A 12,427-nucleotide genomic window follows, 5' to 3' on the forward strand; every position below is an offset into this window, starting at 1 on the left:
TAAAGGGAGGTATGAGCCTTGAACCAGGCTGCTGAGGCCTTTTTGCAGGATGTTTGGCCGCGGATTTCGGAAATTTACGACAAAGAGAATCGAAGAATTGGGGATCTGCCGAAAGGAAACAAGCTCCAGGCAGGCATCATGAATTACTTGAAAGTCGCTTGGAGAAAACCGAAGCTTAGGGAAGGTTACGGAACAATCCATATCGATGTGTACGAACCGTTCGACTGGAGTGACGATTCCTATCGATCGGACGCGGGAGCTTACGTTGCCGAGCTGACGGACGAGATACTCACCGAGGATCTTTTTCCTGCGTTGTTCGAGCGGTTGAAGCGTATCTTTCTCGATGGTCCTTATGTTCCGACATTCTTCGATTACCGGCTGGAGTTCGTACTGGAATTTGAACGGGACGGCAGTCCGTTAAAGCTTAGCGATAATCTGCGAAATGAGACGAAGCTCCTTGATTTGAAAAATCAGCTGGATACGTTCATACATAAAAAAATCATGCCCGATCTTCCGGTGCTCCCAGCCCGCGAGGATGAGTTTTTCTTTGCGAGACTGCTCCTGAATCCGGATGTTTTCGAGCAAAGCCAATCGGCGGTAGAACCGCTCATTCGGCGTCTCAGCAACAAATTAGCATCCAAGCGAGAACGTTTGACTGCGTGGGAGGGCGAATTCGGCAGGGCATTGAAGGACTGGGCCGAAGAGCGTTTCCTGCCCCGCCATTTTCGGCGGACCGGTCATTATGGACTGGAATGGACGCTGAAGGAAGGGGGAGACCATGAAGCCCCGCGTCAAAACGAGCTGGACTTCTTTGTTTACGCGGCGAAGGAGATCGGAGCTGCCGATCCGGATACCCGAAAGGAATACCTGGATCTGGCCGTACTGCTCGGATCGGAACAGGCTGCGGGCTTTCTGGAGCGTGGAAGCGGTCATATCGAAAGTATGCGCAATGGCGAGCGGTTTGAAGGCAAAGCGAACGATATTCTGCAGACGATCGAGATCCGGCTCCGGTCCGAAGAAGAAGCGGCCTACGGGGAAGCACTGGATTACATCATCTCTCTTCTGCACCAAGGATTTTCGAAGGAGTACAAGCTTTCCTTCAAGAGCAGGGAGAAGCATTATGTACCGCTGAACAAATTGGCCAAATCGCAGCTTCATCAATTTTTCGGGAATGCCCTCCGTTATCCATCGCTGTATCCGCGGCTTGCAGAGTATGCGGAGCTGGCAATGGAGGAATTCGCCTGGTATGGGGACGTGGAACCGGGAGAAAAGTCTGCCATGCCGGGAACTTATGCGGTTTTCGGTCTGGGATTATACAGCGAAGCGTACTACCCTTTGGTTATGAAATACATGAAACAGGTCGATACCGAGCACCAGTCCGTGCAGGACGGCTATGCAGATGCTTTTATCGATGCACATGGCCTTACGGCTGAACTCATGCCCGTGTTCGTATCCATTCTGCTGGGCGGGAACGATTCGGCGAAGCCCGTGAAGACCGCGGTAATCGACACTCCGGAACTGGCCGAAGCCTTATGGAGGGAGCTCGCACCCAAAGAAGACTATGAACGGGAAACTGTGCTGTACCGCATATTCGGAAGCCGGAGCAAGCTGGCCCAGCGTGCCAAGCGGGAGTTGCCTCCTTTACAAGAGAAGCTGGAGCAGCTGGTGGAGTGGATTCGGTAACAGAAGACGGGAGAAGATGACACCATGGATTGGACCGAAGCAAGCAAATCGAAGGAGCTGAATACGATCCGCATGGCCGTGGAGCAGCTGGAACCGAATGAACGGGACGCACGCGGCAGAACGCCGCTGATGCTGCTCATCACGAACCGGGTGTCCGTGGAAGGAATCAAGCTGCTGCTGGATCAATCCGCAGTTGATCTCGAAGCCGAAGACAAACTCGGCGATACGGCGTTGAAAAAAGCGGTCAAATTCAAGCAGACGGACACCGTGAAGCTGCTGCTTGCGAGCGGGGCGAAGCTGGATTCCCCCCTTGGCATCCTGGGTACGGCATGGAATGCGGCGAGAACGAACAAGATGATGGCGGATCTGCTCCTCGGCACGAAGGGTGCCGTCCGCCTTACGCTGACGGAACATGAGGAGGGAATCGTTGACGGCATCCTGTACGAAGAATCGCTGGACTTGATGACCCGGCGGATTGGCGAGCTGAATTCGCCGGTTATACTGCACGCGGTCGTGAACGGCTATAATTGGGACGACGGACCAGAGCCGATGCTGTCGGCGCTGGACAATCCCGCCTGTGCCGAAATTACGCTGCTGGATATGTACGAGCTGGCGGATGCGGCCTATTGGCTGGACATGAGTGAAGAAGAGCTAGGAAGATCGGAAGATTATGCAAGCTGGCGGGTTCTTGCGGAAGGACTAAAGGCAAAAGTGGATGACTATTTCCATGGCATCGGTTAGTTTACATAAAGAAGACCGGATCGCATAGAGCTGTCCGGTCTTTATTGTTTCATGGCCCGGAGAAGACTTTACGTCTGATCCCTAAGAACTATTTTTATTTGACATTAAGACATTAAAATTGTACATTATGAATTGAACAAACGTTTAAAATTATTGTTCAAAACATATGTTTAAATGATGATCCGATGAAACTCATCTAACCGAAAGAGGCGAATGACGATGAACTTCAACAACATTACGGTTGCCGGCAGCGGCGTTTTGGGCAGCCAAATTGCTTATCAAATTGCTTTTAAGGGTTTTAACGTAACGGTTTATGATATTAACGATGAAGCTTTGGAGCGCGCCAAGGAAAGAATTCAGAATTTGAAGCCGCGTTATCAGGCGGATCTGGGCGCTTCGGAAGCAGATGTCAATGCAGCAGTCGGCCGGATCACGTTCCAGAGCGATTTGAGCACAGCCGCAGCGGACGCGGATCTCGTGATCGAAGCGATTCCTGAGGTCGTGCAGATCAAAACGGATTTCTACAAGCAACTGGGGGAAGCGGCCCCGGAGCATACCGTGTTTGCGACAAACTCCTCCACGCTTCTGCCAAGCCAGTTTGCTGAAGCGACCGGCCGTCCCGGGAAGTTCCTTGCCCTGCATTTCGCGAATGAAATTTGGAAGAACAACACGGCGGAAATCATGAAGCATTCGGGAACGAACGGTGACGTGTTCGATGCGGTTATCGCTTTCGCCAAATCCATTGGCATGGTGGCGCTGCCGATCCACAAAGAGCAGCCCGGTTATATTTTGAATTCGCTGCTCGTGCCTCTGCTGGAGGCCGCTCAGCTATTGCTCGTCAAAGAAGTTGCCGACGTCGAAACGATCGATAAAACCTGGATGGTAGCGACCGGAGCACCGATGGGTCCGTTCGGAATCCTCGACGTCGTAGGCATCAATACCGCATACAATATCGGCCTCTCCAAGGCCAAAGCGACAGGCAATCCGAATTTCGAGAAGATTGCGACCATCATGAAAGAGCAATATATCGATAAAGGCAAGCTGGGAGCGGCGACCGGTGAAGGCTTTTACCAGTATCCCAACCCAAGCTTTGCACAACCGGATTTTCTGAAGAGTTAACCCGTAAAGTATAGGAGATTGTGATCATGGGGAGATGTCCAGCAGATGATATCATTTGTGGATATCTCCTCTTTTTACGGGTTAGGATTGTCATATGATCTACAGGATATCCAGTGAAAGGGTAACAAATTCGCTTTTCAAAGCCTTAAGGAGCTTATATAATGTACAGATAATCGCTGGGGAATCCCTGGACAACCTTATCCGAGACGAACATGGAGTATGAACAAACCTATGAACCTAAAACGAGCGAATGCAGATAAAGACAAAAACAAAGAGGTTAAGACCCAGATTTTGAATTCGGCCAAAAGGCTGTTTTCCAAACACGGATATAACGGCACGACCGTAAGACAGATTTGCGATGAGGCCAACGTTTCGCTGGCGCTCGTTTCATATCATTTTGGCGGCAAAGAGAACGTGTTCTTCGAGCTGTTCGATCCGCTTCGGCAAACGTTCATGGACTCGGGCTTCGACTTATCCGACCCGAAGGAGGACCTCATCCGTTTCTGCAAAATGTTCGTGATTTACCGCTACGAAGAGCAGGACCTGTTCAATATTTTGCAGCAGGAATTGTTAATGAAAAGCCCGAGAATCGAGATGCTGAAGGATGTGTTTCTGCCTTCCTGGGAACAGCTCCGGCTTATTTTGCTGGCCTGCAGGGAAGAGGGGATTATCGATTGCCCGGCGAAGGACATGGCTGTCAACTTCGTGATGGGGACGCTGATGTTCTCGTTGAACAATCCTTTTTTGAACCCTTCAAGCATCAGCCACACGCCGGAGGAAGCGGCGGATTTGGCGGTCGGTTACATTATGAATGGTCTCCATGTGAAAGAATCAAGGAAATAGATAAAAAGGCTGCGCCCCGTGCGCAGCCTTTTTTTGTATTTGGTCGGGTCATTTATTGTAGCGGCACCTGTTTGGACAAACGCTCGAATACAACGATATAAGGATTCAAGTGATTTTGGATGCTTTTCATATATTTGAGGTCAGCATCGTTCTTTCGCTGCTTCGCGGCGGTTTCCGCAGGAAAGATAGAGTAGCTTTTATGGATGGAGCCCTTGCGGTAGTCAGCGCTGAAGACCATTCCTTTTGTAAAAGAGGCTTTCATGTTCAGGTTGCTTCCCATGATATTAAATGTCTCTTGGGGGCTGGTATATGTGAAGCTGAAATCGGGATCCGCCAGCGCATGAATGACATTATACCCGGTTTGCAGCAAGCCTTTCTGAAAGGTTCCGGTTTGGATTTCGTTCATGGTGACGCTGCCTTCGCCATCCGTAACTTTATGGGTATAAGTGCCATTCCCGTTCATTTGATCCTGTTTCCAGGTACCATGATACACGACCTTATGCTTCAGGCCGTCTTCGGTGTACTCATTGATATATTTGCCCGAACCCTCCCGTTTACCGTCGACAAAGTCACCGGAGTACTGCTTGCTGGTACCCCATTGAATCGTTCCGCGTCCGTTCGGTTTACCATCACGGGCTTCTCCGTAATAGGTTGCTTGCTCCGAAATTTGGATCCATTCCTTGGCAGACGCGGCGTTTGCCTTTGGATGTAAAGGGGTCACGATGGAAGCGGTGGTCATGGCGGCGCACAGGGCCAATGTTACGGATAAAGCAGTGAAGTTCTTCATGGGTGTTCTCTCCCTTTCGGATATGTATTCCTGTCGTTTTGCTTCGTACAGCTAAAGTGCTTTCCAGAATATAGACGATAAACCGAGGAATAAGTTGCTTTATTATGCTTGCTCATCCTTGCCGAAAAGAAAGCCTGTATAAGTCCTTGCAATGAAAGCGATTGCCCGGTTTAAGCAGCCATGTTTAAATGGAATTAGATCCGGGCATGGGTCCGATAATTGGAGGGATAGAATTGCAGCCTAATTTCAGTATCCAAAACAAAATTGCCATCGTAACGGGTGCCAGCAAAGGCATCGGCTACGGATTGGCCAAATCGTTGGCAGAGGCAGGGGCAATCGTTGCAGTAATGGCACGTAGCAGGGATTCGCTGGAGCAGCTGGTGCAAGAGATTGCGGATGCCGGAGGAGAGGCGAAGGCGTATGAGCTGGATGTAAGAAACGTGGAACAAATTCAAAGCGTGTTTGCCCAAGTGGCTAAGGACTTTGGACGAATCGACATTCTCGTGAATAACGCCGGCTTAGGCGAAGGGATGGCCGCAGAGGATGTCACCGAGGAATATTGGGATGCGATGATGGACGTTAATTTGAAAGGCGTTTTTTTCTGCTGCCAGACTGCCGGCCGCATCATGCTGAAACAGGGCAGCGGCAAAATCGTCAACGTGAGTTCGCAGGTCAGCGTAGTAGGCATACCGGATGGCGTGGCATACTGTGCTTCGAAAGGCGGGGTGAATCAGCTGACGAAAGTGCTGGCGCTGGAATGGTCCGGACGCGGCGTGCAGATCAACGCCGCCGGACCGACGTTCATCTATACACCGGGTACGGCCGAGCGTTTGGATACGCCTGATTTCAGGGAAGGGGTTCTGGCCAGAATTCCTGCCGGGCGGATCGGTACGATCGAAGACGTGGCAGGGGCGGTAATTTATCTGGCTTCACCAGCATCCGACCTTGTCACGGGTACGCTGCTGCTCGTGGATGGGGGATGGACGGCGCAATAGGTACCGGAATAGGGCGGATACAACCTTTTATAAGGGAACACGAAAATAAGCTTCCCTTTGCCTGTGGCCAAAGGATGAATAGGGGAAGAGATGCGACTTAACCCGCTCATGATCGAGTTCCCTCGTTGAACAATATGTTGAATGATATGAGAATGAGCTGAGCTCCAGATACTTCTGGAGCTCTATTTTTAGTTTTGTGCGTTAAAGCTTTAATATCATATTGCCTACAAGGAAGCAATTGGTTATAATTTCCTTGATTCCTCAAATTTAATATATATTCGGAAGGGGCTAGCGAATTGAAAAAGAAGGCAACAGTTGCATTCATCTCCGTAGCCATGCTGGGATGTCTCGGAACGGGCGTTTATGCCGGTTCGAATCTTCAGGAAATCAAGGCTTATCTAAACCCCGACATCAAGTTCAAAGTGGATGGCAAACCTGTTCAACTCCAAAACAGCAGCGGCGCGGTCATTACTCCCATTTCGTATAAAGATACTACATACCTACCGGTCCGATCGATTTCAGACCTCTTGGGCGTAACCGTGAATTTTGACGGGAAAACCAATACGATTCAATTGGGTGAACAGTCCGAAGGCGTGTCCATCGCGGCGGGATTCGATTCCTCCTATCACACCAAGGATCCGAACATGACAGTTTACAAAGGCAAGGATTATAAGGATGTTTATTTTGATAACGGTAGCGGCACCCGCGGCAGCTCGTTCATGCTGTATCCGAAAGGGAAGTACCAAAAGCTGTATCTACAAGTGGCGGCGATCGGTTCGGACATTGAAGATTTCAAGATCCAGGATAGCGACACGGATACGGTATTGAAAAAGCAAAATATTACCGTTGAAGATGGACTTGTCACGATTGAAGTGGACGTAGCCGGCGTGGATTCACTGTTCGTTCATGGCACTGTAAAGACTGGTGGTTCCGTCTTTATTCCGTTGACAAGCTCTTATTATAAATAGAGAGATACTCTAAATATCAAACAAACGTGGCAAAGAATGCCCCGTGTCCTTTCCGATTCGGAATGGAGGCGGGGTTTTGTGCGTTAGAAACATATTATGTTGCAAAGCGAGGGACAAGAAAATGGGCTTCGAAAAGGAACACGAACAATGGTTAAGTGATCATCTCAAGCGAAGGAATGGGGAGCGGCTTGATGCTCTAAAACGTGGTCATGGCTACGGAAACCGGTTGTTTGTCGAACGGGTATGGTGGCCGCTTGCCGGACATTTTCACGGATTGCACCCGGAGTATGAAGTTATGGACTGGCGTGGAAGATCCTACTTCGTGGATATTTTGTGGGAGGTAGGAGCGACGCGCATTGGTTTTGAAATTATGGACTATGGCTCGCATGGTACGGATCGCAGTAAATACCGGAGAGATTTGAACCGCGGGCTTTTTCTGCAGTCTCAGGAGTGTACGGTACTTTATATCTCGCTTGATGAACTGAAGGAAAACCCCTCTTTTATTCTCTCCACGCTGCGGAGCATGCTATATCCTTATTTGTCAGCGGACAAAACCGCTAAAACAACAGCCAAGGGCACTTATTCCAGAATAGAGCGTGAACTGATGCGGGCAGCCATCCGTCACAATCGTGTCCTTCGCCCGGCTGATGCTGCGAGAGAGCTGGAAATGCACACGATGACGATCATTAAATATTGCCGTATGCTGGTGGATAAAGGTAAATTTCGCCCTGTGGCAAGAGGGGCATCCCAGCGAATTACATCCTACGAGTATATAGGGACACTCCAAAGCGTAGATCTGGTTTAGCTAATGTATTAACCATGTGACTGTAACGAGGCTATTGTATGAGAAAAGCGAGTACATGAGGCGACACGGACAGTAACTGTGGTAAATGTATGCGAAAAACCAAGTTCATGATGCGTCGTAGACGTTTTCGAGGTAAATATATGCGAAAAATCGAATACATAATGCGCCGCGGGCGGTAACCGAGGCAAATATATGTGAAAAATCGTATACATGATGCGACGCGGACAGTAACCAAGGCAAATGTATGCGAAAAACCAAGTTCATGATGCATCGTAGACGTTTTCGAGGTAAATGTATGCGGAAAATCGAATATATGGTGCGATGTGGACAGTAACCAAGGCAAATGTATGTGAAAAATCGATTACATGATACGCCACGGACGATTTCGAGGGAAATGTATGCGGAAAAGCGAGTACATAATGCGCCACGGGCGGTAACCGAGGCAAATATATGCGAAAAATCGTATACATGATGCGACGCGGCCAGTAACAAAGATTCGAGGTTAACAGCAGCAGATGGTTGCACGTTTACCGCCGGGTTGCCTCGCAATATATCAAGAGACTCCAATGGGGGACACTACGTTGTTCCACAAAAGAAATGGACCGCGTCCGACGCGGTCCATCTCTTTTATTTCAGGTATGATGGCTTTATTAATATCAGATCTAACGCAGGAAGTGACGCCTAAAACTACCGACATCGTTAGGTCTAAGCGGACCATATCCACCTTAGCAAACAATATGCTCATCACGTTATCGGCTCTCCGGACTCCAAACGATATTAACCAAGTGATATCATGATAGGATTCCAGGCTATTCCTCTCCGGTAGCTATCGGATTTTCGCTGTACGAAATCCAGTCGCTCCAGCTCCCCGAATACAGCTTCACCTTCTCGTAGCCCGCTTCTTTTAAGGCAATAAAATTCGGACACGCGGAAACGCCGGAACCGCAGTATACGATTATTTCTTTATCCGCAGGGAATTCCTTATAATGATCCTGCAGCCGATCGGATGGTATCCATTTACCGTCTTCGCCTACGAGCTGCTTCCAGAACTTGTTTTTGGCGCCTGGAATATGGCCCGCGACAGGGTCCATCGTTTCGTCAAAGCCCTGATAACGCCGCGGATCGCGCGAATCAATGACAATAACATCTTTGCCGGCAGCTTCTCGCACGTCTTCCATGCTTGCGAGAATTTCAGGATGGAGGGTGTATGTATAGCTCGAAGGAACGCGGATCGGCTGGTCAGCCGTGACCGGGTATCCGGCAGCTTTCCATGCGCCAAACCCTTCATTCATTACATATGCTTGTCCGTGACCCAAATATTGAAGCAGCCACCCTAACCGCGAAGCATACATGCCGCCTTGATCATCATAGGCTATGATCCGCGTTTCGGGGCTGATGCCTTTTTGCGCCAGCGTCCGGCTCAACTGCTCCGGGTCCGGGAGGGGGTGACGACCGCCATGCTCCCTTACTGGAGAAGACAGGTCTTTTTCCAAATCAAGATATATGGCGCCAGGAATATGTTCCTTTTCATAAGCTTCCCGACCGGCGTCAGGCCGCCCCAGTTCGAAACGACAATCCACGATAGTCACATCCGATTCATACATTCGTGCCAGCACCCATGGTTTACCCACAATTGAACTCATGATTATCAACCGCCTTATATTGTATGATGATTTCTATTATATCGATAGACGTAAATTTAATAAACCGGGTTGACAGTATGGATAGAAACGTATAGAATAAATACCCGTAGGGGTATTGAACAACGCGAATTCAGCCCCGCATTTTTATGGTCGATTTAATACCCCATAGGGTATAAAGAATTGAAGAGGAGGCTATCATTATGAATAACCCGTTATGGAAAGATATCACGCCTGAAGAAGTTACAGCACTCATTCAGAAACATAGCGAAGATATCCAATATATCGATGTACGGGAATTGGCCGAGTACAAAGAAGGGCATATTAAAGGAGTCAAACTGATACCGCTCAGTCAGCTTGAAGTCCGTCATGACGAGATCGACCGGAGCAAAGACACCGTGATGATCTGCCGCAGCGGCAATCGCAGCCGCCAGGCTTGCGAATTTCTGGCCTCTCACGGGCATCGTAAGCTCCTGAATATGACAGGCGGCATGATGAACTGGCAGGGCGATATAGCGAGAGACTAACCGAACGGGAATGCCCGTTTATCCCTCATAAGCGTTTAGCGTGCTTTTTCTTTGAAATATCACATTGAAAAGGGTGAAGGTATGGATATCAGAGTTGACCGCGTCGTCGACGCGAAAGGGCTGGCCTGTCCGATGCCAATCGTCCGCACCAAAAAGGCCATCAACGAATTGAATGCCGGTCAGGTGTTGGAACTACAGGCGACCGATAAAGGATCCGTAGCTGACATACAGGCCTGGGCCAAATCGACCGGCCATCAGTTCCTGGGAACGCAGCAGGAAGAAGGCGTTTATCGGCACTATGTTCGCAAATCCGAGCCGGATGACGTGAAAGAGGAAATTACATTTCCGCATTCGGTACGTAACGATGAACTTGAAGGGCTGCTAGACGGGGACAAGGAAATTCATATTTTGGATGTCCGCGAACCAGCTGAATATGCCTTTGGACGCTTGAAAGGAGCCCGTAATATCCCGCTTGGCGATTTGGAGCAGCGCATCGGCGAGCTGGATCCGGAGGATGAGCTGTACATTGTGTGCCGTACAGGCAATCGCAGCAATATGGCAGCCAACTTCCTAACGGAAAAAGGCTTTAAAAATATTAAAAACGTTGTACCCGGCATGTCCGGATGGACAGGTTCCGTAGAACGGGATTAATCCATGATGGACAATGAGATATCAGAACAATGATTAAAAAAATAATTTATTTGGAGGAATTTAAACATGGCAACGAAAGTGGCAATTATCGCAGCAAACGGTGGAATGTTCGACGCATATAAGGTATTCAACATCGCAACGGCAGCAGCAGCAAGCGACGCGGAAGTGGGCATTTTCTTTACGTTCGAAGGATTGAATCTGATTCACAAGCAGGCTCATCAACAGCTGCCTATGCCTGCAGGCGCTGAGCACTTTGCTGAAGGCTTCCAAAAGCAGAACGTACCTTCCATTCCGGAACTCGTATCGATGGCTCAGGAATTGGGCGTTAAAATTATTGCCTGCCAAATGACGATGGACGTCATGAATTTGAAGGAAGAGGACTTTATCGAGGGAATTGAGGTTGGCGGCGCGGCTACCTTTATCGATTTTGCCAAGGACGCTAACATTTCCTTATCGTTCTAATCACTTGGAGGAGGAGAAAACATGTCAGAAGAGATGAAGCAAAGTGCGCTTACCCTGATGACGCCTCACGTGCTGACGCAAATCGTCACAGGCCAGGAGGAATTGTTCATTCTGGACGTGCGCAATGAGACGGAGTTCAACGATTGGAAAATCGAAGGCGAGAATATTGAAATCATCAACATTCCTTATTTCGATCTGCTGGATGGGGTAGATCCGGCTTTGGACCGCATTCCGAACGGCAAGCGCCTGCTCGTTGTATGCGCCAAAGAAGGCTCGTCCCAATTTATAGGGGAGCAGATTGTGGAAGCCGGACGCGAGAATGTATACTACCTTGAAGGCGGCATGAAGTTATGGAGCGAGCATTTGGAGCCTGTCAAGGTCGGTGATCTGAAGAGCGGCGGGGAGATTTATCAATTTGTTCGAATCGGCAAAGGTTGCTTGTCCTACATGGCGATTTCCGATGGAGAAGCCGTAGTGATTGACACCGCACGCATGATTCAGCCGTATATCGATTTTGCCGAAAGCAAAGGCGTGCAAATCAAGCATGTGCTCGATACCCATCTGCATGCAGACCACATATCCGGCGGACGCGAATTGTCCAAGAAAGTGGGAGCATCTTACTGGCTGCCTCCAAAAGATGCGGATGAAGTGACGTACCCGTATCACAAGCTCGAGGAGAACGGCGATCTCCAGTTCGGAAACGGCAAGGTGAACGTTCACCCGATTTATACACCGGGTCACACGATCGGAAGTACATCCTTCCTTATCGATGATCAATACCTGTTGACAGGGGACATTCTGTTCGTGGCTTCCATTGGACGCCCGGATCTCGCAGGCAAAGCTGAAGACTGGGTAAGCGATCTACGCCATTCCCTGTACGGACTTTATGGCAGCATGCCTGAGCAGCTGGTCGTATTGCCTGCGCATTTCGGCAAAGTGACGGAGCTGGATCAGCAGGGCAAAGTGTCCGCCAAGCTCGGCGATCTGTTCCAACAGAATCCCGGCCTGAACATCTCGGACGAATCCGAGTTCAGAACGACCGTGACCGAGAATCTGCCACCGCAGCCGAATGCATACCAGGAAATTCGCCAAACCAACATGGGCAAAATCAATCCGGACGAAGAGCAGCAGCGCGAGATGGAAATTGGTCCAAACCGCTGCGCTGTCCATGACAACTAGAACAAGAGCAAGGACAAGGAGGAGTTA

General features: G+C 49.5%; 13 protein-coding genes. 11 read left to right on the plus strand and 2 right to left on the minus strand.

The annotated features are described in order from the left end of the window. Window positions 1–18: 18 nt before the first annotated feature. The 4 genes from ACTHPM_RS03425 (at window position 19) to ACTHPM_RS03440 (ending at window position 4,386) form a co-directional block, all read left to right on the plus strand. Window positions 19–1,683, plus strand: coding sequence for a DUF6138 family protein (locus ACTHPM_RS03425; protein WP_440393773.1), 1,665 nt, complete (start codon window positions 19–21; stop codon window positions 1,681–1,683). Between the two features lie 24 nt (window positions 1,684–1,707). After that, the gene (locus ACTHPM_RS03430; protein ID WP_440393774.1) at window positions 1,708–2,424 is read left to right on the plus strand and encodes a DUF4274 domain-containing protein; all 717 of its coding nucleotides are present in this window, start codon (window positions 1,708–1,710) and stop codon (window positions 2,422–2,424) included. 219 nt (window positions 2,425–2,643) lie between these two features. Next, window positions 2,644–3,543, plus strand: a complete 900-nt coding sequence (locus ACTHPM_RS03435) for a 3-hydroxyacyl-CoA dehydrogenase (RefSeq protein WP_440393775.1) — start codon at window positions 2,644–2,646, stop codon at window positions 3,541–3,543. A gap of 231 nt (window positions 3,544–3,774) precedes the next feature. Beyond that, on the plus strand, window positions 3,775–4,386 hold the full coding sequence (locus tag ACTHPM_RS03440; RefSeq protein WP_440393776.1) for a TetR/AcrR family transcriptional regulator: 612 nt from the start codon (window positions 3,775–3,777) through the stop codon (window positions 4,384–4,386). Between the two features lie 52 nt (window positions 4,387–4,438). Here ACTHPM_RS03440 and ACTHPM_RS03445 read toward each other — a convergent pair whose 3' ends face one another. Continuing rightward, window positions 4,439–5,173, minus strand: a complete 735-nt coding sequence (locus tag ACTHPM_RS03445; protein WP_440393777.1) for a hypothetical protein — start codon at window positions 5,171–5,173, stop codon at window positions 4,439–4,441. A gap of 233 nt (window positions 5,174–5,406) precedes the next feature. Here ACTHPM_RS03445 and ACTHPM_RS03450 point away from each other — a divergent pair, with 233 nt between their 5' ends. The 3 genes from ACTHPM_RS03450 to ACTHPM_RS03460 all read left to right on the plus strand — a co-directional run bounded on the left by ACTHPM_RS03450 (window position 5,407) and on the right by ACTHPM_RS03460 (window position 7,941). After that, window positions 5,407–6,168: an SDR family NAD(P)-dependent oxidoreductase gene (locus tag ACTHPM_RS03450; RefSeq protein WP_440393778.1), complete on the plus strand. Its 762-nt coding sequence runs from the start codon at window positions 5,407–5,409 to the stop codon at window positions 6,166–6,168. A gap of 296 nt (window positions 6,169–6,464) precedes the next feature. Then, window positions 6,465–7,136, plus strand: a complete 672-nt coding sequence (locus tag ACTHPM_RS03455; RefSeq protein ID WP_440393779.1) for a stalk domain-containing protein — start codon at window positions 6,465–6,467, stop codon at window positions 7,134–7,136. Window positions 7,137–7,257: 121 nt separating this feature from the next. Continuing rightward, window positions 7,258–7,941 carry a hypothetical protein gene (locus ACTHPM_RS03460; RefSeq protein WP_440393780.1) on the plus strand — a complete coding sequence of 228 codons (684 nt, stop codon included), beginning with the start codon at window positions 7,258–7,260 and terminating at the stop codon, window positions 7,939–7,941. Between the two features lie 809 nt (window positions 7,942–8,750). Here ACTHPM_RS03460 and ACTHPM_RS03465 read toward each other — a convergent pair. Next, window positions 8,751–9,584, minus strand: a complete 834-nt coding sequence (locus ACTHPM_RS03465) for a sulfurtransferase (protein WP_440393781.1) — start codon at window positions 9,582–9,584, stop codon at window positions 8,751–8,753. A 200-nt stretch (window positions 9,585–9,784) separates the two neighbouring features. On the opposite strand from ACTHPM_RS03465, the gene ACTHPM_RS03470 reads away from it, so the two are divergent. The 4 genes from ACTHPM_RS03470 (at window position 9,785) to ACTHPM_RS03485 (ending at window position 12,400) form a co-directional block, all read left to right on the plus strand. Then, on the plus strand, window positions 9,785–10,108 hold the full coding sequence (locus ACTHPM_RS03470; protein ID WP_440393782.1) for a rhodanese-like domain-containing protein: 324 nt from the start codon (window positions 9,785–9,787) through the stop codon (window positions 10,106–10,108). An 81-nt stretch (window positions 10,109–10,189) separates the two neighbouring features. Then, a complete protein-coding gene (locus ACTHPM_RS03475; protein ID WP_440393783.1) occupies window positions 10,190–10,759 on the plus strand; it encodes a sulfurtransferase TusA family protein in 570 nt (189 codons plus the stop codon). 66 nt (window positions 10,760–10,825) lie between these two features. Then, window positions 10,826–11,221 (plus strand): DsrE/DsrF/DrsH-like family protein, encoded by a 396-nt coding sequence (locus tag ACTHPM_RS03480; RefSeq protein WP_440393784.1) that lies wholly within the window; start codon window positions 10,826–10,828, stop codon window positions 11,219–11,221. Window positions 11,222–11,242: 21 nt separating this feature from the next. Continuing rightward, entirely contained in the window at window positions 11,243–12,400 is a 1,158-nt protein-coding gene (locus tag ACTHPM_RS03485) for an MBL fold metallo-hydrolase (RefSeq protein ID WP_440393785.1), read from the plus strand. Window positions 12,401–12,427: the final 27 nt, after the last annotated feature.

Source organism: Paenibacillus sp. SAFN-054 (genome assembly GCF_051966755.1).
GTDB lineage: Bacteria > Bacillota > Bacilli > Paenibacillales > Paenibacillaceae > Paenibacillus_AQ.

What these genes read in the sequence shown, in the direction of transcription:
- ACTHPM_RS03435 (WP_440393775.1), top strand. Translation starts at nt 2,644, where the DNA reads ATGAACTTCAACAACATTACGGTTGCCGGCAGCGGCGTTTTGGGCAGC.
- ACTHPM_RS03480 (WP_440393784.1), top strand. Translation starts at nt 10,826, where the DNA reads ATGGCAACGAAAGTGGCAATTATCGCAGCAAACGGTGGAATGTTCGAC.
- ACTHPM_RS03465 (WP_440393781.1), bottom strand. Translation starts at nt 9,584, where the DNA reads ATGAGTTCAATTGTGGGTAAACCATGGGTGCTGGCACGAATGTATGAA.
- ACTHPM_RS03460 (WP_440393780.1), top strand. Translation starts at nt 7,258, where the DNA reads ATGGGCTTCGAAAAGGAACACGAACAATGGTTAAGTGATCATCTCAAG.
- ACTHPM_RS03470 (WP_440393782.1), top strand. Translation starts at nt 9,785, where the DNA reads ATGAATAACCCGTTATGGAAAGATATCACGCCTGAAGAAGTTACAGCA.
- ACTHPM_RS03475 (WP_440393783.1), top strand. Translation starts at nt 10,190, where the DNA reads ATGGATATCAGAGTTGACCGCGTCGTCGACGCGAAAGGGCTGGCCTGT.
- ACTHPM_RS03445 (WP_440393777.1), bottom strand. Translation starts at nt 5,173, where the DNA reads ATGAAGAACTTCACTGCTTTATCCGTAACATTGGCCCTGTGCGCCGCC.
- ACTHPM_RS03485 (WP_440393785.1), top strand. Translation starts at nt 11,243, where the DNA reads ATGTCAGAAGAGATGAAGCAAAGTGCGCTTACCCTGATGACGCCTCAC.
- ACTHPM_RS03430 (WP_440393774.1), top strand. Translation starts at nt 1,708, where the DNA reads ATGGATTGGACCGAAGCAAGCAAATCGAAGGAGCTGAATACGATCCGC.
- ACTHPM_RS03440 (WP_440393776.1), top strand. Translation starts at nt 3,775, where the DNA reads ATGAACCTAAAACGAGCGAATGCAGATAAAGACAAAAACAAAGAGGTT.